Origin of the sequence: Micromonospora sp. NPDC047793 (assembly GCF_040642635.1) — a bacterium.
In the GTDB taxonomy this organism is placed as follows: domain Bacteria; phylum Actinomycetota; class Actinomycetes; order Mycobacteriales; family Micromonosporaceae; genus Micromonospora.
Map to the genome: position 1 here is coordinate 48392 of NZ_JBEYSG010000019.1, position 23958 is coordinate 72349.

21 protein-coding genes and 5 pseudogenes are annotated in these 23958 nt (G+C 70.4%); 10 read left to right on the forward strand and 16 right to left on the reverse strand.

Features of this window, described 5'->3' with window-relative positions; genetic code table 11:
• Positions 1-118 precede the first annotated feature (118 nt).
• Positions 119-1252: a hypothetical protein gene (locus tag ABZ738_RS27575; RefSeq protein ID WP_357217854.1), complete on the reverse strand. Its 1134-nt coding sequence runs from the start codon at positions 1250-1252 to the stop codon at positions 119-121.
• A gap of 296 nt (positions 1253-1548) precedes the next feature.
• Here ABZ738_RS27575 and ABZ738_RS27580 point away from each other — a divergent pair.
• A pseudogene (locus tag ABZ738_RS27580) lies at positions 1549-1797 on the forward strand (winged helix-turn-helix domain-containing protein); the annotation flags it as partial.
• Positions 1798-1800: 3 nt separating this feature from the next.
• On the forward strand, positions 1801-4446 hold the full coding sequence (locus tag ABZ738_RS27585; protein ID WP_357218020.1) for a BTAD domain-containing putative transcriptional regulator: 2646 nt from the start codon (positions 1801-1803) through the stop codon (positions 4444-4446).
• A gap of 43 nt (positions 4447-4489) precedes the next feature.
• Here the strand turns inward: ABZ738_RS27585 and ABZ738_RS27590 are convergent, their stop codons facing one another.
• The 5 genes and pseudogenes from ABZ738_RS27590 to ABZ738_RS27610 all read right to left on the reverse strand — a co-directional run bounded on the left by ABZ738_RS27590 (position 4490) and on the right by ABZ738_RS27610 (position 7744).
• Positions 4490-4675 carry a hypothetical protein gene (locus tag ABZ738_RS27590; protein ID WP_357217857.1) on the reverse strand — a complete coding sequence of 62 codons (186 nt, stop codon included), beginning with the start codon at positions 4673-4675 and terminating at the stop codon, positions 4490-4492.
• A 306-nt stretch (positions 4676-4981) separates the two neighbouring features.
• Positions 4982-6023: pseudogene (tsaD, locus tag ABZ738_RS27595) on the reverse strand (tRNA (adenosine(37)-N6)-threonylcarbamoyltransferase complex transferase subunit TsaD).
• Between the two features lie 114 nt (positions 6024-6137).
• Positions 6138-6581, reverse strand: a pseudogene (gene def, locus ABZ738_RS27600) (peptide deformylase); the annotation flags it as partial.
• A gap of 84 nt (positions 6582-6665) precedes the next feature.
• Positions 6666-7307, reverse strand: a complete 642-nt coding sequence (locus ABZ738_RS27605; RefSeq protein WP_357217860.1) for a CGNR zinc finger domain-containing protein — start codon at positions 7305-7307, stop codon at positions 6666-6668.
• Positions 7286-7744, reverse strand: a complete 459-nt coding sequence (locus tag ABZ738_RS27610) for a transcriptional repressor (protein WP_357217863.1) — start codon at positions 7742-7744, stop codon at positions 7286-7288. Before ABZ738_RS27610 ends, ABZ738_RS27605 begins: the two co-directional genes overlap by 22 nt.
• Positions 7745-7830: 86 nt before the next feature.
• On the opposite strand from ABZ738_RS27610, the gene ABZ738_RS27615 reads away from it, so the two are divergent.
• The 3 genes and pseudogenes from ABZ738_RS27615 to ABZ738_RS27625 all read left to right on the forward strand — a co-directional run.
• The gene (locus ABZ738_RS27615; RefSeq protein ID WP_357217866.1) at positions 7831-8445 is read left to right on the forward strand and encodes a superoxide dismutase; all 615 of its coding nucleotides are present in this window, start codon (positions 7831-7833) and stop codon (positions 8443-8445) included.
• A gap of 5 nt (positions 8446-8450) precedes the next feature.
• Positions 8451-8711: a superoxide dismutase gene (locus tag ABZ738_RS27620; RefSeq protein WP_357217869.1), complete on the forward strand. Its 261-nt coding sequence runs from the start codon at positions 8451-8453 to the stop codon at positions 8709-8711.
• 208 nt (positions 8712-8919) lie between these two features.
• Positions 8920-9483, forward strand: a pseudogene (locus ABZ738_RS27625) (alanine--tRNA ligase-related protein); the annotation flags it as partial.
• A 101-nt stretch (positions 9484-9584) separates the two neighbouring features.
• Here the strand turns inward: ABZ738_RS27625 and ABZ738_RS27630 are convergent.
• A complete protein-coding gene (locus tag ABZ738_RS27630; RefSeq protein ID WP_357217872.1) occupies positions 9585-9932 on the reverse strand; it encodes a hypothetical protein in 348 nt (115 codons plus the stop codon).
• Positions 9929-10204, reverse strand: coding sequence for a hypothetical protein (locus ABZ738_RS27635; protein ID WP_357217875.1), 276 nt, complete (start codon positions 10202-10204; stop codon positions 9929-9931). Before ABZ738_RS27635 ends, ABZ738_RS27630 begins: the two co-directional genes overlap by 4 nt.
• Before the next feature lie 568 nt (positions 10205-10772).
• On the opposite strand from ABZ738_RS27635, the gene ABZ738_RS27640 reads away from it, so the two are divergent.
• The 3 genes from ABZ738_RS27640 to ABZ738_RS27650 all read left to right on the forward strand — a co-directional run bounded on the left by ABZ738_RS27640 (position 10773) and on the right by ABZ738_RS27650 (position 12796).
• Entirely contained in the window at positions 10773-11552 is a 780-nt protein-coding gene (locus ABZ738_RS27640) for a hypothetical protein (protein WP_357217878.1), read from the forward strand.
• The gene (locus tag ABZ738_RS27645) at positions 11549-11914 is read left to right on the forward strand and encodes a GntR family transcriptional regulator (protein ID WP_357217881.1); all 366 of its coding nucleotides are present in this window, start codon (positions 11549-11551) and stop codon (positions 11912-11914) included. The genes ABZ738_RS27640 and ABZ738_RS27645 overlap by 4 nt, the downstream gene beginning before the upstream one ends.
• Positions 11915-12193: 279 nt before the next feature.
• A complete protein-coding gene (locus tag ABZ738_RS27650; RefSeq protein ID WP_176093391.1) occupies positions 12194-12796 on the forward strand; it encodes a DUF998 domain-containing protein in 603 nt (200 codons plus the stop codon).
• Positions 12797-12852: 56 nt separating this feature from the next.
• On the opposite strand, the gene ABZ738_RS27655 is transcribed toward ABZ738_RS27650, so the two are convergent.
• The 4 genes and pseudogenes from ABZ738_RS27655 to ABZ738_RS27670 form a co-directional block, all read right to left on the reverse strand.
• Positions 12853-13194 (reverse strand): hypothetical protein, encoded by a 342-nt coding sequence (locus ABZ738_RS27655; RefSeq protein ID WP_131052193.1) that lies wholly within the window; start codon positions 13192-13194, stop codon positions 12853-12855.
• 66 nt (positions 13195-13260) lie between these two features.
• A pseudogene (locus ABZ738_RS27660) lies at positions 13261-13512 on the reverse strand (IS5/IS1182 family transposase); the annotation flags it as partial.
• 196 nt (positions 13513-13708) lie between these two features.
• Complete coding sequence (locus tag ABZ738_RS27665) at positions 13709-14671, reverse strand: DUF4394 domain-containing protein (protein ID WP_357217886.1); 963 nt, start codon at positions 14669-14671, stop codon at positions 13709-13711.
• A 358-nt stretch (positions 14672-15029) separates the two neighbouring features.
• Positions 15030-15944 carry a hypothetical protein gene (locus tag ABZ738_RS27670; protein WP_357217889.1) on the reverse strand — a complete coding sequence of 305 codons (915 nt, stop codon included), beginning with the start codon at positions 15942-15944 and terminating at the stop codon, positions 15030-15032.
• Positions 15945-16160: 216 nt separating this feature from the next.
• Here ABZ738_RS27670 and ABZ738_RS27675 point away from each other — a divergent pair, with 216 nt between their 5' ends.
• Complete coding sequence (locus tag ABZ738_RS27675) at positions 16161-17033, forward strand: polysaccharide deacetylase family protein (protein ID WP_357217892.1); 873 nt, start codon at positions 16161-16163, stop codon at positions 17031-17033.
• An 11-nt stretch (positions 17034-17044) separates the two neighbouring features.
• A complete protein-coding gene (locus tag ABZ738_RS27680; protein ID WP_357217895.1) occupies positions 17045-18001 on the forward strand; it encodes a glycoside hydrolase family 16 protein in 957 nt (318 codons plus the stop codon).
• Positions 18002-18023: 22 nt separating this feature from the next.
• Here ABZ738_RS27680 and ABZ738_RS27685 read toward each other — a convergent pair whose 3' ends face one another.
• The 4 genes from ABZ738_RS27685 to ABZ738_RS27700 are packed head-to-tail and all read right to left on the reverse strand — an operon-like array spanning position 18024 to position 23957.
• Entirely contained in the window at positions 18024-20237 is a 2214-nt protein-coding gene (locus tag ABZ738_RS27685; RefSeq protein WP_357217898.1) for a hypothetical protein, read from the reverse strand.
• Positions 20234-21658 (reverse strand): hypothetical protein, encoded by a 1425-nt coding sequence (locus tag ABZ738_RS27690; protein WP_357217900.1) that lies wholly within the window; start codon positions 21656-21658, stop codon positions 20234-20236. The genes ABZ738_RS27685 and ABZ738_RS27690 overlap by 4 nt, the downstream gene beginning before the upstream one ends.
• Positions 21655-22950 carry a glycosyltransferase family 2 protein gene (locus ABZ738_RS27695; protein ID WP_131057841.1) on the reverse strand — a complete coding sequence of 432 codons (1296 nt, stop codon included), beginning with the start codon at positions 22948-22950 and terminating at the stop codon, positions 21655-21657. The genes ABZ738_RS27690 and ABZ738_RS27695 overlap by 4 nt, the downstream gene beginning before the upstream one ends.
• On the reverse strand, positions 22947-23957 hold the full coding sequence (locus ABZ738_RS27700; RefSeq protein ID WP_357217902.1) for a glycosyltransferase: 1011 nt from the start codon (positions 23955-23957) through the stop codon (positions 22947-22949). Before ABZ738_RS27700 ends, ABZ738_RS27695 begins: the two co-directional genes overlap by 4 nt.
• Position 23958: the final 1 nt, after the last annotated feature.

Here is a 23958-nt window from a genome sequence, read left to right on the forward strand (position 1 = left end):
CAGACCCCAGCGACGTCGCCGGGCCCGGCGGTCGTGAGCACCACATCGGCCAGCCTGGTGACCGGTGACGACAGCCGGAACGGAAGAAGTGCCACGACGACGGGCTCCGGCCAACACGTCACGGCCTGACCTCCTGACCCGACAAGCGCGGCGCAGACACAGGGGTGGCACGTCGGTGCCGTCCGGGTTCGGTGAGGCCGAGAAGCTGATAGATGGCCCGACGCAGCAGCCGGCCGGCCTGCTCGGGGTGGCCGGTCAGCGCGGCCCTCACCGCCTCCCGGTCCAGTTCGCGGGCCGCCGCGAGTTGAGGGAGCAAGGCCTGACCGGGATCGAGATGCGTGGCCTCGGCGATGACCAGGTGCTGTGGCGTGCCGGCGGCGGGTGTCGCGCGCAGGGCGGGTAGCAACAGGATCGGGCGCCCGACAGCTGCGGCGTAGGCGGTGACCGAGCCGTGGTCCCCGATGACGCGATCGGCGGCGACGACCAGGGCGCGCCAGTCCTGGGTCGGGTCGGGCAGGAGGAGCCCTGCCTCGCGGCAGGACCGCAGCCATGCCCTGACCTGGCGGTGCCCGTGTGCGTCCCAGACCGCCGGATGCAGGAGCGCGGCCACCCGGTACCGGTCCGGCGGCAGTTGGGCCATCAGCAGCGGCAACAGGTCGGGCACGTGTCCGAACAAGCCGTCCGGGCCCCAGGTGGAGGAGACCAGCACCAGGTCCTGGTGGTCCTCGACACCCATGCCGCGCCGGTAGTCCGGACGGTGCGGAAGGCTGGCGACGAGACGGTCGAAACACGGATCACCGACGACCGTCGCGACCTCCAGTGCCTCCGGACACTGACGGCGTAACACCTCCAACTCGTGGTCATGGGACAGGGCGAGAGCGGTGGGCAGCACCCGCCCGCCGTGAGTCAGCCGTTGCGCGTCGAGACCATAGACCGCAGGTGACGCGAGAGGTGGTCCCCCGTTCGGCCCAGGCCGGACCGTCTTGCTGCGGCCGGCGCCGTGCGCCGTCACCAGTAAAGGTGTGTGCAGCTGATGCAATCCACCCCAGGAAGCGGCGATGCCGAGGTCGAACCGCTCCCGAACCGCCTGCTCCCAGGGCAGGACCAGTGCGCCGAGCCGCTCCAGGTGTCCGGTGACCTGCTGGTTGAACACATCCGGTGCCACAGTGAAGACCACCTGCACCCGGAAGTCCTCCTCGACGTAGTCGACCACGTCGAGCAACCGGTGGCAGCTGGCGATCGTGTGTGCCACCGCAAGTACCGTGCGGCACCCCACCCGGGTGACCCACGTGCCGGCGTCGATTCCGATGGGGGTGGTTAACCATTCCCGCGACGTCATTGCTTCCTCCCCGTGTCGTGCAGCCCGAGGAAACCAGCGTCGGAGAGCACCGTGCGGATCAGGTTGCGCGTCACCATGCAGCCGGCTTGCATCGGGCTGGCACATGGATGTCCGATTTCAGACTCTGAGCGGTGGGGTTGGCGTCTCTCGCTGCGTGGAACAGAATAAAGATCGCCAGTGGTCGATAAACACTGTCGGGGGTGGAGTCGATGGAGTTCGCGATTCTCGGACCAACGGAACTCCGGGTCGACGGACGATCAATCCCACTCGGCACCGCGAAACAACGCGGCCTGCTCGCCGCCCTTCTCTACCACGCCGGCGAGCCCGTACAAGTGACAACAATCGTGGAACTTCTATGGCCGGGTCGTGACCCCGACTCCTGCCGCACCCTGTTGTACACACTCATCAGCCGCCTACGTACCGCACTGCGAAGTGCCGGCCTACCCGAGACTCTGACCCGAGTGCCGGGCAGCAACGCCTACCGTCTGGACGTCGCACCGACCCAGGTCGACTACCACCGGTTCCGCCGACTCGTCACCCATGCGCGCCACGCAGCCAACCTCGACCAACACGACCGCTGCACCGCTCTGCTCGCCACTGCGCTTCAACTGTGGCGCACGAACCCACTCGCCGAACTCCGGGGCGCCCGCAGCGAACACCTTCGGCGCGATATGCGGGAGCAACTGCTAGGTGCAGAAAAGTTGCTTGCGGGAAGTGAATTGGCCACCGGCCACCACGATCGCGCGCTGACCCGGCTCGAACCCCTCATCGCGGACAACCCGTACGACGAGACGCTCGCCCGCTTGCAGGCAACTGCCCTGCATAGCGTCGGCCGTATCCACGACGCGCGCGAATACGTCGCCGCCTTTCGGCGTCGCTACCGACGCCGGATGCGGATCGACCCGCACCTGAATTTCCTGGATATCCCGCCCAACGCAAGCCCGCCTCCCGCCCCCCGAGCCAGCGCAGACCAGACGGCATCCGCACCACAACAACTGCCCTATGACGTGCCGGACTTCACCGGACACACCGAGCTCCTGTCCGAACTGGACGCACTCGCCACCGACAGCGGCACCCCGAACGTCATCGCCCTGACCGGCATGCCCGGAGTGGGAAAGACCGCCTTCGCCACGCGCTGGGGCCACCACCGCCGCGACTGGTTCCCCGACGGTCAGCTCTACCTCAACGCCGAAGCGCACAGCCAGGTCTCACCGGTGCATCCGGACGACGCCATGCGACGCTTCCTCGCCGGCCTCGGGGTACCCACCGAACGCATCCCCACCGATCCCGTCCACCGCAGCACGCTGTACCACCGCCTCCTGGGCGACCGTCGGACACTCGTGGTCCTCGACAACGTCCTCGACTCCGACCAGGCACAACACCTCATACCCCGGTCGTCGACCAGCCTCATGATCGTGATCAGCCGCAACCGGCTCAGCGGCCTCAGCGTCCGACACGGCGTCCGCAGCCTGACCATCCCACCGCTGCCACACGCCGACCGGCACAGCCTCCTCACCCGCATCATCGGATCCCACCGCGCCGATGCCGAACCCGCCGCGGCGCACAGGCTGGCACAGCTCTCCGGCGGACTACCGATCGCCCTGCGGATCATCGGCGAACACGTCGCCTCCCAGCCCGGCACCCCCCTCGGCGATCTCGCCGAGGAACTGGGGGACCGACTGCTCGACATCGACGGCGACGACAGTCGGGAACTCACCGTGGGTACCGTCTTCGCCTGGTCGGTCAATGCGCTCGCGCCGCTACCCGCCCGACTCTTCCGCAGACTAGGCCTATTCCCCGGCACGACCGTCGCAGTCGAGGCAGCATCCGTGCTGCTGGCGGCGGACCCGAACGCGACCGGACGGGCTCTCGACCGGCTGGCCCGTGCGCACCTGATCCACCACGACGCTGTGGGCCGATACCGGATGCACGACCTCCTGCATCGATACGCCACCGATCGCGAGCGCGTCGAGGGACTGCCCGAGGAGCGACATGCCGCCCTGCACCGTCTGCTCGACTGGTACCTGCTCACCGCCGTCGCTGCCGTCCGGTGGTTGGAACCACACCGCCCGGTTGTACCTGACCTGCCCGAAGCCACCATGGTCCGCCCACTCGAACTCCAGTCGGAGGCAGACGCCCTGCGCTGGTGCGAAGCGGAACGCACGAACTTGCCCAGCGTGATCCGTGCCGCCAACCGGGAGGGTTTCCCCCGCCACGCATGGCAGATCGTCGACACCCTCCACGAGGTCTACGACCGCTCCGGCCCACAGGACGACCTGCGGGACATGCTGAACCTCGCCCTCGACGCCGCCACCGCCGACGCCCACCTACCCGGCTGCGCCGGCACCCTCGCCAACCTCGGAGCCGTCTACTTCGCCAGCCACGACTATCAGCATGCAGCCGTCCTGTTCACCCGAGCCCGGAATCTGGCCGCCGAGAACGGCCTCGCCGAAATCGAGCTGGCCTGCCTGCACAACCTCGCGTCGGTCCACCTCCGCACGGGCCACCTGACGACCGCCATCGACGTCTTCCACCAGGTGCTGGCCGCATGCCGGACGGCCGACAACCCCGCCGGGGCGGCCTCGACCCTCTCCCGCCTGGCCGATGCCCATCGACAACTCAACGCACCCGACCAGGCCCGCCGCTACTACCACGAAGCGCTCACCATCTGCGAGCAGGTCGGATCGCTGCGCGGTCAGAGCCTCAACCACGTACGACTCGCCGAACTGGACGCTCAGGCCGGACAGCCCGACGACGCTCTCTCGCACGCCCAGGTCGCACTGGAGCTGCACCATCGCGTCAACGACGATGTCATCCGTTGCGACGCACTCGTTGCCGCCGCAGAAGCCCGACTTCACCTGGGACAACACCGCCACTGTCTGTCCGAGGCCACCCTTGCCCGAGCAGTCAGCGAAGGACTGGCCGACCCCCTACGTGAGGCGCGGGCACTCGTCGTCCTTGCCGAAGCCCTGGTCGCCACGGGAGAACACCGCATCGCCCACGCCCACTGTCAGGAAGCCCTGGACCTCCTCAACAACGCCGGTGAGCAAATGCACCTCGCCGTACAGAACCGCCTCCTGGCGATCGTCGCTGCGACTGCATGCTGACAGCCCAAATGCGAGCAATTGGCGGGGCTCACGTTCACGCTGATCAAGCGGCGCGGCGTACCGAGCGGAGCAGAGTCAGGGCTCGTAGGGCGTTGGCGCGGGAGATGGGCTGGTCGTCGTCGGACTGCATGGTCAGCACGATCTCGATGGCCTGGAGGATCCAGGCGGTCTTGGTGACGCCGGCGTCCTTGGCGGCCACGGTGACGGCGTCATCGAGGTCGGTAGGCATGCGTGTCCTCGGGCCTCTTGCCGTACCACGGCTTCGATCGAGTGGCTGTAGCGGGGAAGTGGCAGTGACCGGGATCCTCCTAGGATGGTTAGGGGGTGTGCGCCGCGCCTTGAGAGCGGCTTCCTGAAACGAAGGCGGACGATCGTCGTTAAATGACGGGTGCGTTGTCCCTCCGCACGCGTGATGCTCGGCTCGCCGACCGGGGCGGATGGCTGCCACATGGGTCCTGCCCACGGGTCTGGGCGTATCGAACTTGTCGAGACTGGCCGAGCGGCACAGGCCCCCGGTATGGGCGCCGCTGCCTATTCAGGGGCGAAGGCCCTGCAGGAGCGCGCCGTGCAGGGCGGCGGACGGGTCGGCGCCGAGGTCGAGGCGGTCGGGTGTGATGTCGGCGCGGACGAGGAGGTCGCCGACGGCGGCGATCATGGCGCCGTTGTCGGTGCAGAGTCGTGGTGACGGTACGCGTAGCCGTACTCCGGCGGCGGCGCAGCGTCGCTCGGCGAGGGCGCGTACTCGGCTGTTGGCGGCGACGCCGCCGACGAGCAGCAGGGTGTCGGCCTGGTGGTCGCGGCAGGCGGCCAGGGCCTTGCGGGTGACGGTGTCCGCGACGGCTTCCTGGAACGACGCCGCTACGTCGGCCACGGGCAGGGCCCGGTCGCCGTGTCTCTTGACCCAGCGGGCGACGGCGGTTTTGAGGCCGGAGAAGGAGAACCGGTAGGGCGGGTCGGTCGGGCCGGTCATCGGTCGGGGGAAGGCGATCGCGGTGGGGTTGCCGTCGCGGGCGGTGCGGTCGATGGCGGGTCCGCCGGGGTAGGGCAGGCCGAGTAGGCGGGCGACTTTGTCGAAGGCTTCTCCGGCGGCGTCGTCGGCGGTGTCGCCGAGGTGGACGACGGGATCCCGGGCGAGGTCGCCGAGGAGGAGCAGGGAGGTGTGCCCACCGGAGACGATGAGTGCGACGCAGCGGTCAGGGAGTGGACCGTGTTCGAGGACGTCGACGGCGGCGTGGCCGGCGAGGTGGTGCACGCCGTAGAGGGGGACGCCGAGGCTGAGGGCGTAGGCCTTGCCGGCGGCGAGGCCGACCTGGACGGCGGTGGCGAGGCCGGGGCCGGCGGTGGCGGCGACGGCGTCGATGTCGGCGAAGCCGATGCCGGCGCGGTCGAGGGCGTGGCGGACCATGGGGGTGACGGCGTGCAGGTGGGCGCGGGCGGCGATCTCGGGGACGACGCCGCCGAAGCGGGCGTGTTCGTCCATGCTGGTGGCGAGGGCGTCGCCGAGTAGGACGCCGTCGGCGACGATGCCGACGCCCGGTTTCGTCGCAGGAGGTTTCGATGCCCAGGACGATCGGCATCGGTAAGTCGTCCTGGTCGGTGCCCGCACCGACGCCGGGGTGTTCGGCGCTGGCGGCCAGGATGCGTTTGCGGAGTTTGGTGGGGAGTCGGTCGACGTAGGTGAGGCCGTCGAGGTGGTCGACTTCGTGTTGGAAGCAGCGGGCGAGGGTGCCGGTGCCGTCCAGCCGGATCTCGTGGCCGTGGACGTCGTAGCCGGTGACGGTGGCGGTGGCGCAGCGGGCCAGTTCGGCGTGCTGGCCGGGGACGGAGAGGCAGCCTTCGGTGTCGGTCACCAGGTCGCGGTGCTCGGGCAGGTGCAGGACCGGGTTGACGACGGTGGCGACGGTGTGGGCGCCGGTGGCGTCGGGGCAGTCGACGACGAAGATCCGCGCGTCGACGCCGATCTGGTTGGCGGCCAGACCGACGCCGTGGGCGGCGTACATGCTGGCGAACATGTCAGCGACGAGGTGGGCGAGGGCGTCGTCGAAGTCGGTCACCTCGGCGCAGCGCCGGTGCAGTACGGGGGTGCCGTAGCGGGTGATGGGGCGCGGAGTGCCGGTCGAAGTCTGCACAGCCACCTATCATATGCAATTGCCAAGAGTTTGCAGTAAGGGCTGTCTCGTGGTGGTCCCGCCGGCCGGCCGAGGTGCTCCGGGCGGTGGTCAGGGTCGGGTGGCGCGGCGTCTGGCACGGTGGGCGCGGACGTGGTGGCGGGTGGCGCACCGGTCGGAGCAGAACCGGCGGCACCGGTTTCTGCTGTCGTCGAGGAAGGCGGTCGGGCGCTCTGGGTCCGCGCAGACGCCGAGCCGGTCGATGCCACGTTCACACAGCCAGACGGCGAGTCCCCACACGGCGGCGGCGACGTACTCGACCGAGCGCGGTGTGCCGGGTGTGGCGACGTGCATGTGCCAGTCGACCGCCGAGGTGCCGGAGATCATCGGTCGGACCCGATACCGGGTCAGCAGGGCGTTGATTTCGTCCGCCGCCTGCTGCTCACCGCCTGCCGTCACGCTCTGGAACACCTGACGCAGGCGATGTCCGACCTCCTGCAGCCTCTGCAGGTCGGCATCCACGACGGCGGGAAGTGGGGGATGCTGCGCCAGCAGCGTCCGCGCGTCGGTGAGATCGTCGAGCCGCGCGTTGGCCAGTGCCGCCGCCCGAAGGGCCAGTCGGTAGCTGTCGGCCAGCCCGCTGCGGTTGCCCGTGCCGGCGCCGCGGGCACGGGACGGGCGCGGTGGACCCACCGTCGCCGGTGCCGCCCGTACGCCGACGGGTTGGGCCCTTATCGGGGCGCTGTCCGGCACCCCGCGCACCGCCCGTAGACGACGACACCACTGGGCTGTCCGGGCGGATCCGGGTCGATCCCGACGGCGCGTGCGGCGGCCAGGCTGGCTTCGACCGTCTCGGCCGGCAACTGCCGCATGTCGCCGCAGGTGCCGCAGACGGCGTGGTGGTGCGCGTCGTCGGCGAGCCCGAACGTGGTCGTCCGGCCGACCGGCACGGTGTGGGCGATGCCCAGCTCGACCAGTTGCCGCAGCACCCGGTGCACCGTCGACAGTTCCACGGCCACACCACGGACGAGCAGCGCGTGGTGCAGCTCGGTCACGGTGAGGTGCCCGCGGCCACCGACCGCGTGGGCGAGTTGGTCGAGCACTCCTCGTCGAGCAGCGGTGTTCCGCAGGCCGGCACGGCGTAGTCGCCGCACGGCGGCGGTCACTCGGTCGGTCTCCGATGTGGTCAACCGCCCCTCCTCGCCGCGCGATCGTCGATTCTATTGCAAGATAGTGGCAAGAGCATCATCTTGGCAGCAACCCTGGAGGAGTTCTCATGGCGGTCTACACCCTGCCGGATCTGCCCTACGACTACGGCGCTCTGGAGCCGGCGATGTCGGGGCAGATCCTGGAGCTACACCACGACAAGCACCACGCCACGTATGTCAAGGGCGCCAACGACGGTCTGGAGCAGCTCGCCGAGGCTCGCGCCAAGGGCGACTTCTCGACCCTGGTCGGATTGGAGAAGACGTTCGCGTTCAACCTGTCCGGTCACGTGCTGCACTCGATCTTCTGGGGCAACCTCTCCCCGGACGGCGGTGACCGCCCCGACGGTGAGCTGGCTGCCGCGATCGAGGAGCACTTCGGTTCGTTCGACGCGTTCGCCGGACAACTCTCCGCCGCCACCAAGGGCGTGCAGGGCTCCGGGTGGGGCGTGCTGGCCTGGGAGCCGCTCGGGCAGCGGCTGATCGTGGAGCAGGTCTACGACCACCACGGCAACGTCGGTCAGGGATCGACGCCGCTGCTGGTGTTCGACGCCTGGGAGCACGCCTACTACCTGCAGTACAAGAATGTGCGGCCGGACTACGTGGACCGGCTGTGGAACCTGGTGAACTGGTCGGACGTGATCGCCCGCTTCGACGCCGCCCGCGCCGCCACGCCGAAGATCTGAGCGGCGTGACCGGCCTCACCCCGGCCGCGGCGGAGCTGGTGCAACGCGCCGCCGGGGTCATCGCGGCCAAGCACCGCGGTGACCTCGACGGCGCCGAGGAACTCATGTCGGCGTTCGGCTCCGAACAGGCCAAGACCCTCGGTTTCTACCTCCTGGCGGACCTGAGCCTCGGACTGCTCCGCGCGCAGAGCGGCCAGTCCCTGGACGACCTCGTCCGTGAGCTGTCCCTGCTCGTCGCCGCCACCGCCACGCCACCCGACAACTGACCGCGGTGTTCCTCCGGTCGGTGTCGCCGGCACCAGGTGTGCCGGCGACAACCGATCGGAGGCGACCACCCTGCCGACTGCCGCGCCGCATCGTGCGCGCCGGGCCGGCAGTACCTGGGCGGGGTGGTCGGCCGTGGGGTATCAGAAACAGGCTCGCTCTGCTGCCACTAGCATGTAGTTGCATAACTGTGGCAATAAGGGGGAGTTGGTGCGGACGGCGGAGATCAAACGGCGCTTCCTGGCGCATTTCGAGGCCAACGGGCACACGGTGGTGCCCTCGGCGCCGTTGCCCGCGATCTCGGATCCGAACCTGCTGTTCATCAACGCCGGCATGGTGCAGTTCGTCCCGTACTTCCTCGGTCAGCGGGCTGCGCCGTACCGGACGGCGGTGTCGGTGCAGAAGTGCATCCGGACGCCGGACATCGACGAGGTCGGCAAGACCAGCCGGCACGGCACGTTCTTCCAGATGAACGGCAACTTCTCCTTCGGCGACTACTTCAAGGCCGACGCGGTCCGCCTCGCCTGGGACCTGTCGACCACCCCGGTGGAGCAGGGCGGTTTCGGGTTGGACCCGGAGCGGATCTGGGCGACGGTCTATCTGGACGACGACGAGGCGTACGACCTGTGGCTGGCCACCGGCATGCCCCTCGAGCGGATCGTGCGTCGCGGCAAGGCGGACAACTACTGGTCGATGGGCATCCCCGGCCCGGCCGGCCCGTGCTCCGAGTTGTACTACGACCGGGGCCCCGCCTACGGCGCCGGGGGCGGCCCCGGGTCCTTGCGGTTCTCCACCACGACCCGACCCCACCTCTCCCGACACATCGCGGCTAAATCCACGCTTTGAGGACATGGCGGGGCTCACGTTCACCCTGATCAAGCGGCGCGGCGTACCGGGCGGAGCAGAGTCAGGGCTCGTAGGGCGTCGGCGCGGGAGATGGGCTGATCGTCGTCGGACTGCATGGTCAGCACGATCTCGATGGCCTGGCGGATCCAGGCGGTCTTGGTGACGCCGGCGTCCTTCGCGGCCACGGTGACGGCGTCATCGAGGTCGGTGGGCATGCGTAGGGACCGCACGACCATGACCTCGGCGCCTTCTGGTGGGAGGGAGGCAAGTAGTTCGGCCTCCTGTTCCGCAGTGGCTGGCGCTGGGTCGAAGGTGAGGTCGTTCATCAGGGCGGCGGCCTCTTCGGGGGTGCGCGGCAGGTGTTGGTTGTCGCTCATTGCGTCTGCTCCCATCGGGTGAAGTCGGCACGTTCGGCGTCGCTCAGGTCTCGTGCGCCGATGATCTTCCAGGTGAAGCCGTCACCGTGGTGGACAGCCACGATCAGGGGCCGGCCGGCGCGGGTGCGCGCCCACACGGTCAGCACCCGCAACCCAGCGGCATCAGCGCCGGGGCGCGGCCACCGCTGCTTCGCCTCCAGGACTTGACGGACTTCGTGGGGCTGAATATCCGCCAGGGCCTGCAACGCCCATTCTTCCCACTCATAGGGCACAGGGCGGAGTGTAATACACGTGTATTCCAGCAGCTAGGCGCATCTCTGCGAACAAGCCCCCGCCACCGCGTGACCATCTGGCTCTGCGGAGAAGTCAGGATCGCGCATGATCGCCCCGTCGGCGCGGAGGAACGCCTCGTTCTTGTCCTGCGGTTCGCTGCGACGTGCCAGACTCGCGGCCGCCCGAAGGGCCGCCTGAGGTGGGTCAGCAGGTGCGGGTGCTCGGCGGATCCCGCCGCCACCCGCAGTCAGTTTCCCGGACCGCCCAGCCCACGCACCCGCGGTGACCGTGTCTCGAATTGACGTGCAGCAGGGTGGGTGGCCCTGCATCGCCACCGGTGATGAACGCCAGTCCACCCGGGGCCAGGTGCGGCGGGAGTGCTGCTCCCGCCGCACTTCGTCACTTGATCAATCTAGATCGGTGGTGGTGTCAGCGGGCGCGGGCCCGATGCTGGCGGGGTCCCGGGACCCCGCCAGCGGCGCCGGGAGGCAACCGCCGCCCTTGACTTTGTCGCATGCTATGACGCATCCTGTTGAGACATGACTTACGACATTCGGAGGTGGTGGCATGCGCCAGGCAGATGTCCCGGAGGCGAGGCGGTGGCTGGCCCGGCACGGCCTGACCGATGTCGAGCCGACCCCACTGATCGCGACACGGCTGGAGGCCCGCCGGCACGCCAAACTGGCCGACAGCGTCCTGTTGGCCGGGTTCCTCATCGGTGCGGCGGTCACGCACGCTGCGGGGCGGCTCGCCGACCCGGCGTTCTCCTGGCCACCGTTGCTGGCACTGATGGCGTTGGCCGTCGGGCTGCTGGTGGGGCAGTGGCTGATCGGCTGGTGGGTACGGCGGGTCGACAGGCGGGCGGGCGCCCAGCTTCCCCAGCGGGTGGCCCACCCGGTCGAGCTCGGCTGGCCGGCGGTGCTGGGCCGGTCACACGCCATCTACACCGCCGCCACCTTCACCGCCGCACTGCTGCTGGCGGTGAGCGTACTGCCGATGTCGGACCTCGGCCTGCGGTACGGGGCGATCGTCGTCCTGATCGGCCTCGCCGGGGCCGGCGCCGGGACCGTCCTGCAACTGCGCCAGGTGCTGGTCAGCCCGGCCGTGGCAGAGGACGAGGCGTCACTCACGGCCGACGTCATCATGCGCGTCGAGGACGCCCGTGCCCTCGCCACACCCAGCCTGGTGTGGTCACTGCCGCCCATCTTCCTGTACGGGGAGTCGCTCGGCTGGTGGAACGCCGCCGCCCTGGTGCTCGTCGTGGCGGGAGTGATCGCGTTCGGCATGATCCAGATGCGGACCGCAGGTGTCGGGACGGCAGCACGGCGGGCCCTGGCCGCCCGATGATCGTCATCGACGCGGGCTCGCCGACGCCGCCGTACGAACAGCTCCGGGCCCAGCTCGCGCGGCAGATCCAGGAACGCTCGCTCGCTGTCGGTACGAGACTGCCGACGATCCGTCGGCTTGCGGCCGACCTCGGCCTTGCCGTGAATACCGTCGGTCGGGCTTACCGGGAGTTGGAGGAGGCCGGGTTGATCGAGACCCGTGGACGGGCCGGATCGTTCGTCTCCGCCGCCGGCGAGCAGGCCCTGGAGCAGGCGCACCAGGCCGCCCGCGAATACGCGGCGGTGATCTCCAGCGTCGGCATCGACCGTACCGAGGCGATGCGGATCGTCGAGGCGGCGCTGGGCCGACCGGCGATGCCGTGAGCCACCGCCGAGCCAGAGCCCGGCGTCGAACTCGGTTGCTTGCCAAATCGCATTGACAGTCGCCGTCGCCGTTGAATCTCGTGCCTCAGATGATGGATCGGACCGTAGGGGTGGTCGGTGAGCGAGTAACCCCGAACACCAGGGCGCACGTTCGGCAGCGCGCAGAGTACTGGTCTTGTCTGCTGCGGGCTCCGTGACCATCGGCACTGTGGTGGCCGGCAGCCGCGCGATGTACTGAGACTTCGGAGAGTCCGACGCGCTGGTAGGAAGAAGAGTCACGTGGTCTTCTGGGTGGGCGGCGCCGGTGCGGTGCTGTTCGTGTTGGTGTTCCTCATCGACGGTTGGAGCCGGCCGCACTATGCACCAGTACGCCACCCGGTCAGCGCCTTGGCGCTCGGCGGGCGAGGCTGGATCCAAACGGCGAACTTCCTCGTCTCTGGCTCCGCGATCACGGTAGGGGCACTCGGGGTGGTCGTCGAGGGGCCGGGCGTCCCGGTCGGTGTGGTCCTGACGGTCTTTGGGCTCGGCATCGTCGCGTCCGGGGTGTTCCGGATGGATCCGATGCTCGGATATCCGCCGGACGCTCCAGCAGGGATACCCGAGGGGCACAGCGCCCAGCACCGACTCCACGATCTCGCCGGTGCCGTTGTCTTCCTGTCCCTTCCCCTCTCCGCGGCTGTCGGCGCGTTCACGCTGCCCGGGGCATCCTGGAGAATCACCTCGGCCTGTTTCGCCCTCGCCCTGTTCTTCGGATTCAGCCGGTTCGGCAGGGCGTGGGACGAGGTGTCACCGCGCCTCGGCCTCGTCCAACGCGCCATCATCATCCCCGGATGGGGCTGGCTCGCCGCCCTGTTCACCGCCCTGGCGCTCGGACTGAGCTAGCTTGACCACCGGCTGTCCTGGGCGCGCAGCTCCCGCATCCCGGTGTGCCTTGTCCCTCAGCGTGGCACGGCGTGGATGATTGCCGCCACCAACAGCAGCACCGGTGTGGCGGCGACAGTCCCGCGAATGACGGGCCAGTTGATCCGACCCCTTTTCGGAAGGCTCTGGAGCAGGATCAAGCCGGCGAGCAGTGTGACGAGAAGTAGCATCGCCCCAGCGGGAAATGCGAAGATCAACATCTCTTCCCGTGGTGAGTAGTCATAGCGTACTCGTTCGTGAGACTGCTGACTGAGCAGGACGATGTAGGCGGCAATCACCAGGATGTGCCAGCCGGCCAGGACCGCATGTGCGGGGACGGGGTCCCGATCGTCGGTCTCGCCTACGTCGACTTGTGGCACGTAGTTCCTCCTGCGGCCGGCGTCTCATCGCCATTCGTCTATCAGTCTAACTGCCCTGCAGTGAAGCGGGCGATAGCGATGGCGTTTGGGAAGAAAGGTGTGGACTGAACCGTCGGCGCCTTGGTGCGCCGTGTCGGCGAAGGTCATCACGTTCGCGTCGGCCAAGTCGGCGATGACTTGCACACCAATGCCGTGTCGTCGGTGTCTTCTGGAGTAGGAGGGCTTCTGGTCGTACACGTGGTCGATCGGTATCAGAGCGTCGGCGAGGATCGTGTAGGCCAGCCGTCGGATCCTGCTCATCGCCCGGTTCAGGTCATCGGTGGTGGAGGCGCGACGTCCCCATTGGGGTCGGGTCATGTTGTAGAGCCGGTGGCCGTTCCACCGGGAGCGGTTCTGGTGCCCTGGCCTGCGGAAACTCCGCGAGTGTCACAAACACCCCTGCGGGTCTGCCCTTTGTGGAAGGTTTCGCTCGGAAGGTTGCCGACCTTCGACGGTGTCGAACGAGCAGAGGCGGTCACTGCCGCAGGAGCAAGGCGAGATCAAGAACCACACGACCGCTGAAGCTGCCCGTCGTGTGAGCTTCGCCGGTCAGTAGGTCGACTCGGTACACCCGGCTGCCGGCGGCGCCGTTGAGCACGGCGTAGGCGTTGTTGGCCACGGCGCGATCGCCACGCAGAGCGCTGTGGATGTCGAAGCCTGCTTGTAGCGCCGCGTTGACTCCGAGTGAGCCGGTGGCGGCCAGTTGCCCGGAGTTCGCGGGGGATTGCAGCGCGACCTGGTCCAGGGTGGTGTCGATGTCGAACAGGGTCGTGGCAGTGGCGGGGTTGAGGTCATTGTTGGTGTAGGCGGCCCCGGTGACACCGATGGCGGCGGTGGCGGGCGGGTAGGTGAGGGGGCCGTCAACGACGGTCGTACCGCCGGGGTTGATGTTGTGGCGCAGGTTCTGGCCGGTGTCGCTGATGACTCGGAGTCGGTCGGCAGCGGGGTTGAAATCGACGCCGAACGACGTGCCGTTCAGTGCGACGGTCAGTTGACTGACCTTCGTAGCTACGGCGGTGCGGGTGCTCAGTGCGTAGACGCCGCCGGTGTTGCCGACGCCGTAGAGGTTGCCGTCCTGAACGCGGAAGTCGATGCCGATGAGTGCTTCGCTACCGGGTAGGTCGACCGAGCCGATGGTGCAGGCCAGGGCAGGGCTATTGACGGCGAATTTGATCAGCTGCTGATCGGCGGTGAGGCCGACGGCGACGAGCCCGTTGCGCCCGCCCGCGTTCAGTAGGTCCCACAGCAGCGTGCAGGTGCCGGTACGCAACGACGGTAGGCCGTGAGACGGGCTGCCTTCTGCGGTGCTGTGGCTCGTTGGGGCGGCGCTGACCGGTGTCGAGGTGACCCCGACGGTGGTGACCACCATCGTGGCGGCGCAAAGCAGCCCACGGAAAAGCGTACGGTGCATGAGAGGCACTTCCTTGATCAGAGGCACCGACGGACTCCTCGGCGGAATCCGGCGCCCTAGCGGCGGCGGTGCGGGGATGAATTCCCTGGTCAAAGCCTATGAGCGGTGAATCCCCAGGTCTTGTCGGATATCATACTTTCCTCCGACTTTCGCACCTTCTGCACAGAGCAATGACCGAAGACGCCCTGCCTCGCTCGGAGCGTTGATTGCCCGCTTCGTGACCAGAGCCCGCTAGAAACGATCTTGGGGAAACGCGCTGGGCGCACATGTTCCATTGCCGCAGCTGGACGTCGTCGTCGCCGACCAGGATCTGCGCGGGCAGCCGCTGGCGGTTGCGGTATCGCTGCCAGGCGTCGCGCCAGTACGGTCGGTTAGGCCGGCTTGGTTAACCCGCCGGCCCAGACCGGACGCAGGCCCGGTACACCGCCTCCTCGAACGCGGTGATCGCGGCTTTCAGCTCCTGGGTCGCCGGCACCACGGTCGCCCGCGTGGTGTCATCGGTGGCGACCAGCATGCCGCAACGCTCCCGACCCGCGCGCCACCGCTCGACCTCCGCCGTCACGGGCAGCAACTCCACGATGTGTCGTAGCTGGGTCCCGGTGTCGCCCGGCGGGGGAGAGGAGCAGACGAAGGCGTACCACGACTCCAGATGACGATCGCTTTCCTTGCCGATGGCGACGAGAGCCGCCCGCCGCTGCTGGTTGGTGAGCCGAAGCTCGACGACAGGCAGGTCCGCCTGCGGCGGCACGGCCCGGAAATGGGTCTTCACCAGGTTCGCGATCGCCTGGGCGGCGTGCTGGACCTCGCTGCCGACCTCCACGGCCGTGGCCTGGCGGACCCGGGAACCGAGTTGGCCCATGCGGTCCCGCGTCTGCCCCATCCGGCGTATCGGATCGGTGAAGTCCTCGCTCACGGCGATCAGCTCCGCCTCGGTGTCCGAGCACCACCGGCCCTGGTCGAAGCAGTAGCGGGCCACCTCGTTCAAGAACCGTCGGGCGGACTCCCGCACCGGATCCACGCTCCACTGCGGAGTCTGCTGCTGCCGAGCCCGTTCCCGTCGCCGCCCCTCGACCAGACGGGCGGCCTGCTTTGCCATGACCAGGGCGGGGTGCAGCCCGCTACGCCGGTCTGCCTCGAACTGGAGCTGGGCGTCGACGGCATCGCTCGCCGCCGAACCCGGCGGACGTTTGTCGACCGGCGAGAAGTCGTACGACGTGTGGTCGGGCGCCCGCCGCCGGCGTGCCTGCCGCCCGCCCCAGGTGCCTCGTGCGACCTGCTTGTCGTCCGGCGCAGGTGTCATCTCGCCCCCCTCCAGCCAAAAATCCACGATGGTGGTCGCGCGAGCCAGCGTGACACCCGGGGTCTGCTACCCGACAGGGCGGGTCGTCCGAGGGGCAGCGGAGGGGGTGACGCTCTCGACCGTGGCGATGCGCCGTCCTCACGTCGGCCACGACAGCGCGACCGGTGAGCGCGCCAAGCAGCCAAAACAAGGCGATATGCCCGCTATGGTGAGCGTATGGCGGTGCGGGCTGGCGAGGGCATGACGGAGGAGCGGCTCGGCAACCCCACTCCGATGTCCGTACTGATGTACCACTCGATCTCCCGGCTCGACGGCGGCCGACTCCGGTCGCTCGCTGTCGAACCGCGACGGCTTACCGACCACCTGGCGACGCTGTCGGACGCCGGCTACCGTCTGGTCGGCCTGAGCGCGGCCCTGGACTCCCTCGCGGCGGGCCAATCGGACACCCCACAGGTGGCGCTGACCTTCGACGACGGGTACGCCAACTTCCTCACGGCCGGTCTCCCCGCTCTGACGGCGGCCGGCGCGTCGGCCACCCTCTACCCCGCCGTCGGCAGCCTCGGGGGCAACGCGGACTGGCTCGGGCGGCAGGCGGACGCGTTCGGTCCGCTGCTGACCTGGGAACAGTTGCGGGATGTCGCAGAGGCCGGCGTGGAGATCGGCAACCACGGCCTGATCCACCACCCGCTCGACGTACTGCCTCGGGGCCGGCTCGAACAGGAGATCCGGGACAGTCGGGACCGACTGGAGCAGGAGCTCTCCCGTCCGATCCGCTCGTTCTGTTACCCGCACGGCTACCACAACCCGCAGGTACAGGAACTGGTCCGGGCCTACGGGCACGACAACGCCTGCGAGGTCGGCCGGCGGCGCTACCGTCCGATGGCCAACACGCGTTCCGCCACCGGGGCCGGCGACAGTCGCATGGCCATACCCCGGCTGCAGCCCACCCCCGATCTGACCGGGGCGGACCTGCTGACGCTGGTCCGAGGTCACGGCCCGACGATCGGTCCCGAGGTGCGACGTCTGGCGCAACCCGCATGGCGGCTGACCCGGCGGCTCGCCGCCCGTGCTGGCTGGCGGCTGACCTGAGGAGAGCGGCGATGGGCCGGGCCCGGTCGTGGTGGCGTCGCCTCGTACGCCGGCCCGACGACCCGGTTCCGGCGCAGTCCCGGCTCGCACGGCCAGGTTTCGGACCCTGGTGGACCGGGCTGGCGGTGCTCGCCACGGTGGCTACGGTCGGGTTCGTCGTGGTGATCGATCCGTTGAGCAACCACCGGTCCGGCCGGAAGAGCACGCCACATCCGTCGCACCCGGTGCCCGGTGGCACCCCCGGCCCCGGCAGCGGACAGCTACCGGGCCAGGTCGGCTCCTCGGGTGTGCCGATGCCCCGGGGCGATCTTCCGGGCTGGCGGCAGATCTTCGCCGATGACTTCTCCGGCACGGCACTCAGCAGCGACTGGTTCGCGTACGAGGGTCAGCCGGACGGCGACCCGGGCGGGTGGTTCGATCCGTCCCACGTCATGGTCGCCGACGGCCTGCTGACCATCGGCGGCTGGCGCGAGCCCGCCCGGGGTGACCTGTACGTGACCGGAGGCGTGTCGAACCGGCACGCTGTCAGCCGCAGCTACGGCCGGTACGACATCCGCTTCCGGATGGACCAGGGCACCGGTATCGCCTACGCCCTGTTGCTCTGGCCGGCCGACAACCAGTACCCGCCGGAGATCGACATCGCCGAGGACAACGGGCGCGACCGCCGCCGGATGTACGGCGTCCTGCACCCGCCGCAGGGGCAGCCGGTCGAGCGCAGCGTCGCCGGTGACTTCACCCAGTGGCACACCGCCGGTCTGGAGTGGACCCCCGGGCGGCTCGTCTTCACCCTCGACGGTGTGCCCTGGACCACCATCACCGGCGACGGCGTTCCCCGCGAGCCGATGGCGCTCGCGCTGCAGAGTCAGGCGTGGTACTGCGGGCACACCTGGGAGGCGTGCCCGGACGCGACCACACCGGCCCGGGTCGACCTGACGATCGACTGGGTGACCATCTACGCGCCGACCTGACCGGGACGCCGCTGTTCAGCGGTCATCCGGTGAGCCGGTAGACCACCACCCCGTCATCCCGGTGGGCGACCGACCACCCGGGCGCGGCGTCGAGCGCCTGGGCGAGCCGATCCACCGCGCCGTCGGGCAGGTGCCCGAAATAGGCGACCTGCCGGCGCATTCCGTCGCTGACCACCAGGTAGGTCTCGGTCCCGGCGAAGCCGCGCAGGTACTCCTCGATCTGCGGGACATGTTCCGGGCCGAGCAGGGCGTGCCGCAGGCCGGCTCCCTCGACGAGATCCGGTTCGCCGACGGCGACACTCCGGTTGAACTCACCGTAGTCGGCGCTGAGCCGACCCGGAAAGTTCGAGGAGACGGTGGCGATCGTCGAACCGGGGGCGGCGGTGGCGTAGAGATGACGCGCGGCACGCACCTCGGCCGTGCTCTGCCGGTCGACCATGAGCTGACCGTGCCGGCCCTGCATGGTGGCGAGCGCGGCGACCCCGAGCACGGCGGCCAGGACCGCCGCCGCAGCGACCGGTACCCGGCCTGTACGGGCCGACCCGGGTCGGCCCGCGTGGTCGCGCGGTGCCAGCAGCGCGGCGGCGATCAGGTACGCGCACCACGGCGCGGAGAAGAGGAAGACCCGGTAGATCGCCTCACCGCCGTAGTTCTGTGCGGCGAGCAGCAGGAACGGGGCTGCGGCCAGCACCGCTGGCACGGTCACCGGGTGGGAACGGCGCCATCCGTACCACGTGGCCAGCGCGGCCCCCGTCCAGACGGCGAGAGCGAGCACCCGCACCACGATCGCCGAGAACGCCTGCCCGTCCGAGCCCCAGCCGTCGGCGTTGCCGGAGGCGTTGGCGAAGAGGTTGAGGCCGTCGAAGATGGAGAAGGAGCCGCTGACCATGCCGTACCTCGGTGCGAGGTAGGCCAGCAGCATCGCGGCCAGCGGCAGCGGCAGCCACCCCGGCCGGACCTGGCGGAGCAGCACCAGCGCGGTGATCTGCGCCAGCAGCAGGTACGGCGAGAGTTGGTGCCCGGCGGTGAGCACGGCGAAGACGCCGAGGAGGCCGGCGATCGCCGTCACCCGGACCCGCCCACCGGCGGTCGCCGTGCCGGGACGCTCTCCGGGGGCCGCTGCCGGCCGGTCGGGGACCGGGCGGCGCAGCCAGCGGAGCACCACCAGCAGGGCACCGAGGCTGAGCAGGAACGCCAACGCCTGAGGGGAGAGGTAGTCCTCCTCGATCCAGTTGATGCAGAGGAACCCGAAGACGGTCAGGTAGCCCACCCGCCGGTCGGCGTGGAGCGTGCCGGCGACGGCGAGAAGCACCAACGCGCCCGCGAGGTTGAAGAAGACCGCCGACCAGTCGGCCAGCGCGGTCACGCCGACCCCGGAGACGTCGGCGAGCTGGGCGGTGGCCGCGAAGAGGGCAGGCCACTGCTGGTAGATGTCGCCCGACGCGCCGACGCCCCCGCTGGTCTGGATGAACTCGACAACGCCGAGGTGCTTGAACGTCCAGGCGTACTGGGGCTGGTCGAGCAGGAGCGGCGTGGTGCCGTGTAACAGCAGGACGAGCAGCACCAGGTACCCGGGGAGGGAACGGGAGGGCACACGCCGCCCGGGGCCGAGGAGCCCGACGGCGAACCCGGCGACGCAGAGCGCCAGCGCGCCGAAGAAGGCCGGATGGACCGTCGCCAGAAGACCGTACTGCCCGACCCGCGTCACGTCCGTACCGGCGAGCGCCACCAGCCAGAGGGCGACAGCGGTGGCGAGCACGGCGGGGTGCGTCGCGGCCCGGACGCCCGGGGCGGTGGCCAGCCGGAAGCCGGCGCGCCAGGGCCGGGCGGGGCGTCGCCCGGCCCGGACGAGCCCGACCAGCGAGACGATCCCCACCACGGCGGCCCCCGCCAGGGCCAGCGCCGACGGGTACCACCGACCGGTCCAGGCGGCCAGGGTCGCGGTCGCCGTCCAGCCGCAGACGCTCACCAGCAGCGCCAGCGCCCAGCCGGCCAGCGGCTGGCGGACCCGGCGCAGACCGACGAGCGCGGCCCCCGGCCCGAGGCAGGCGAGGCCGAGCGCGGCCAGCGCGCGCAGCGGCTGACCGGCCACCATCCCCACCGGTACGGCGAGCGCGACCAGAAGTCCCGTCCAGGACAGCGCCCGCTGGTGGCGGAGCGGACCGGCATCCGTGCGTGGTGCGGCCGACGCCGCCCGGCGCAGGATCGGCGGGCTCGGGGTGGCGAGGCGGCTCATGTGGAACCTCCCAAAGGTGCGGCGACCGTCTCCGGCAGTACGGCCCAGGCCGGACGGTGCTGCGGTGCCACCACCGCTCGCAGGCGTCGCCGCAGACCCGGCAACAGCACCAGGGCGGTCGCCGCCTGGGCCAGCAGCAGCGCCACCGCGGGTGCGACGATGCCGAGCCGGGGCAGGCCGTACCAGCCGCCGCCGAGGAAGAGCAGGGCGGCGGTGGACTGGACGAGCACCATGCGCCACATCCGCTTCTCCATGATCGCGAAGGCGGCGTAGAGCAGGATCACCCCGGTGAACGGCAGCGAGAGACCGATCAGCCGCAGGGCGTCCGCCCCGTGCGCCGCGTACTGCCCACCCAGCGGCGCGAGGAGCGCTCCGGCGGCACCGCCGAGCGTCACGGCTCCCGCGCCGACGACCAGTCCGACCAGGACGAGCGCCCGCCGGACGTGGACCCGGGCCTCGGCGCCGTCGCTCGACGCGGCCACCACGAACGAGATGACCACGTTCCACAGCAGGGTGGTCCCGGCCACCCCGATCGTCCACGGCACGTAGAAGTAGGCACTGGCGGTGGCGCCGAGCGCGTGGGCGACCAGCACCGGCGGCAGGAACGCCACAGCGTTGTTGACCAGACCGGTGACGTACTCCGCCGAGGCGAAGCTGGTCATCCCGTGGCGGGCCCGGCCCGGCAGCGGAACCGTCCCCACCCGGGGGGTCAACCGGGCCAGGATCCACCAGTTCGTCACCAGCATGGTGACGAGCATCGGCAGCACCCAGGCCAGCAGCACCCCGTCACCGGCGACCACCCCGGCCAGCAGGGGCAGCAGGGGCAGCAGCGCCAGTTTCGCGCCGGAGGCGACGATGTTCTTGGCCGGCACCAGGCCGGGACGGCGTAGCGCGGCCAGCACCCCGTCCTGGATGAAGAAGATCGCCGAGGCGAGCACCGCTACCACGAAGACCAGCCGGTGGACCGGCCGGTCGCCGATCAGACCGCTGCCCAGGCCGAGCGCCAGGAAACCGACCGCGAGCGCGAGGGACATCGCCGCCGACGCGCCGTACCCGACCAGGACCAGGCGTCGGGTACGGGCGCCGGCGCCCGGCAGGAAGCGGGCGTAGAGGCTGGTCAGGTTGAGCTGGGCGAGACCGGCGAGCAGCGACATCGAGGCGACCACGCCGGAGGCCCGGCCCACCGCCTCGGTGGGGAACCAGCGCGCCGCCACCACCCAGAACAGGAAGCCCAGCGCCGCGCTGGCCACCGTGGAGGACATCAGCGCGACCGCCGTGCGGACCAGCAACGGCCGCCGTCCGGACGGCACCACCCCAGGGACGGCGCCGCCACGGGCGACCCCGGCACCACCCGACGGCTCGGCGACCTCCGGCGGGCACGCGGGCGGCCCGGTGCCGGTGGTCGGCGGGAGAACGTTCATCGGGGAGGACCTTCCGGTGCCGTCGAGGAGGTCGGGCGCCAGCGGCGATCGCGCCACCGGGCGCGCAGGTAGGCCAGCGGGCCGCGGATCATGCCCCGCCGGTTGGCACCGAGCAGTTCGCGCGGGAACCCGGCACCGATCCCGGCCAGTCGCGGGCCGTCCGCGCGACGCAGGTCACGCAGGGCGGTCGGCGCCAGCCGCGCCAGCGGCAGCAGCGTCCCCGGCCGAGCGAGCACGAGGCTGGTGTACGCGGCGGTCAGCCCGGTGCCATAGCCGACCATCTGCTGGCGCAACCCGGCCAGGTCACGCCGGTGGTAGTGCCGGACCAGGGCAGCCGGGTGGTACACGACCGTGCCGCCGGTCAGGAGCACCTGGGTCAGCGCCAGGGTGTCCTCCGACCCCATCGCCACCGTGCCCGCGCCGAGAGCGGGGTCGAACCCGCCGATCCGTTCCACGGCACCGGGCCGGAAGGTCATGTTCCCGCCGGTGCCGAACGGTGGCAGCGGATAGAGCGGGCTCTGGAGGTGCGCGGTGGCCGGGGAGAAGACCTGGGGTGTGAACCCCCGCCCCTTGCTGTGCCCGCCGAACTCCTCGAACCACAGCTGGGCGTCGGTCTCCAGCTCGGCCGGGACGATGGCACCGGAGACGACGTCCGCCTCGGGGTGTGCGAGCAGCGCCCGGCCCAGCTCGGCGAGCCAGTATGGGTCGGCCGTCTCGTCGTCGTCGATCCAGGCGAGGATCTCGCCGGGCGCGACGGCGACCGCGCGGTTGCGGGCGTGCGACAGTCCCGGTCGCGGTTCGACGACGTACCGCACCGGCCCACGACGGGCGGCCTCGGCGACCACATCCCGGGTGGCCGTGCTGCTCGGGGCGTTGTCCACCACGAGGACCTGGAACCGGGGATAGTCCTGGCGGAGGAGGCTGTCCAGGCAGCGGGCCAACCCGCGCGGACGTTCCCGGGTGCAGACGACCACGGTGATGTGCGGTGCGTCCCGCAGCACCTCGGCGCGTTCGGCCAGGTACGCGGAGCCGTCGGTGGGCACCGGCCCACCCCATCGGGCGCCGATCTCGCGCCCGAGGTCGGCCCCGGTCAGCCCGGCCTCGGGTACCGCGAGCAGGAGCGAGCCGATCGGCTCGGTGTGCCGTCGGACCAGCAGCCAGGCCCGTTCGACACGCCGACCGTCCGGGCCGTACGCCGGGATCGCCGGCAGCGGCTCGGTCAGCTCGACATCGCGTACCAGGGCCGGCAGCCGGCCCGTGTCGGCGACCGGCGTCGAGACTGGCGTGTTCATCGGTCAGCTCCAATCCGGTCTGGATCCACCGGTGTCGGCGGCACCGGCGGGGCACCGGCCGGCGAGGCCAGTTCCACCAGGGCGCCGACGCCGGCGGCGGTCGCACCGAGCAGGACCGCCCCGGCCCGGAGAGCGGGCTGGGCACCCCGTCCGCCCAGCGACCCGGCGAGACCCCGCAGTACCGCCCGGGGCAGTGTCCGGAGCAGATAGCCGCGCTCGGCATCGAGGCTGGGTCCGGAGTGGTCGCGGCCACCGAAGGCACCGCCGTCGAGCAGCCGAGCCATCGCGACCTTGCCCCGGCCCTCGGCCACGCAGCGGTGCAGGAAGGCACGCAGCGTGGCCCGCTCGGCCGGCACCGGGTGGACGACGACGGCGTCCGACACGTGCACCCAGTGGCCGCCCGCGTGCCGGGTCAGTCGCAGGCAGAACTCCGTGTCCTCCGGCCGGGCACGGTCTCCCACCTTGCCGAAGTCGGTACGGAAACCCTGGACGGCCTCGAAGGCGTCGCGGCGCACGGCCATGCTGGCGGACCAGACATTGCGTACCCGCACCGTGCCGGTCGAGGGACCGGTACGGGAGACGCCGACCGTCCAGAGGAACTCGTCGGGCAACCAGGTCGGCCGGAGGGTCTCCCAGTCCGGCGCGATGCCCCCGCCGGTGCCGACCACGGCCGGGTCGGCGAGCGGCTCGCACAGTCCGGCCAGCCAGCCGGGCTGCGCGATCACGTCGTCGTCGAGGAAGACCACCACGGGGGTGACGGCATGACGGGCCCCGGTGTTCCGGTTACCGGAGACACCGCGCGGCAGGCGGTTATCCAGCACCGTCACGTCGGGCAACTCCCGACGGACCAGTCGGTGCAGGTGCGGGTTGTGGTCGACCACCACGATGATCTCCGCAGGCGGCGGGCTCTGCTCCCGGACGGCCTGCACCACCCGGACCAGCCGGGGAAGGCGGTGTTCGCTGTGGGTGGGGATGACCACGCTGACCGGGGACTGCGCGCGGGGCATC

Bases quoted from the DNA above. Each gene is read 5' to 3' on its own strand.
- ABZ738_RS27590 (WP_357217857.1), bottom strand. From the start codon at position 4,675: ATGCCTACCGACCTCGATGACGCCGTCACCGTGGCCGCCAAGGACGCC.
- ABZ738_RS27675 (WP_357217892.1), top strand. From the start codon at position 16,161: ATGGCGGTGCGGGCTGGCGAGGGCATGACGGAGGAGCGGCTCGGCAAC.
- ABZ738_RS27690 (WP_357217900.1), bottom strand. From the start codon at position 21,658: ATGAACGTTCTCCCGCCGACCACCGGCACCGGGCCGCCCGCGTGCCCG.
- ABZ738_RS27615 (WP_357217866.1), top strand. From the start codon at position 7,831: ATGGCGGTCTACACCCTGCCGGATCTGCCCTACGACTACGGCGCTCTG.
- ABZ738_RS27700 (WP_357217902.1), bottom strand. From the start codon at position 23,957: ATGCCCCGCGCGCAGTCCCCGGTCAGCGTGGTCATCCCCACCCACAGC.
- ABZ738_RS27695 (WP_131057841.1), bottom strand. From the start codon at position 22,950: ATGAACACGCCAGTCTCGACGCCGGTCGCCGACACGGGCCGGCTGCCG.
- ABZ738_RS27645 (WP_357217881.1), top strand. From the start codon at position 11,549: ATGATCGTCATCGACGCGGGCTCGCCGACGCCGCCGTACGAACAGCTC.
- ABZ738_RS27685 (WP_357217898.1), bottom strand. From the start codon at position 20,237: ATGAGCCGCCTCGCCACCCCGAGCCCGCCGATCCTGCGCCGGGCGGCG.
- ABZ738_RS27680 (WP_357217895.1), top strand. From the start codon at position 17,045: ATGGGCCGGGCCCGGTCGTGGTGGCGTCGCCTCGTACGCCGGCCCGAC.
- ABZ738_RS27670 (WP_357217889.1), bottom strand. From the start codon at position 15,944: ATGACACCTGCGCCGGACGACAAGCAGGTCGCACGAGGCACCTGGGGC.
- ABZ738_RS27630 (WP_357217872.1), bottom strand. From the start codon at position 9,932: ATGAGCGACAACCAACACCTGCCGCGCACCCCCGAAGAGGCCGCCGCC.
- ABZ738_RS27640 (WP_357217878.1), top strand. From the start codon at position 10,773: ATGCGCCAGGCAGATGTCCCGGAGGCGAGGCGGTGGCTGGCCCGGCAC.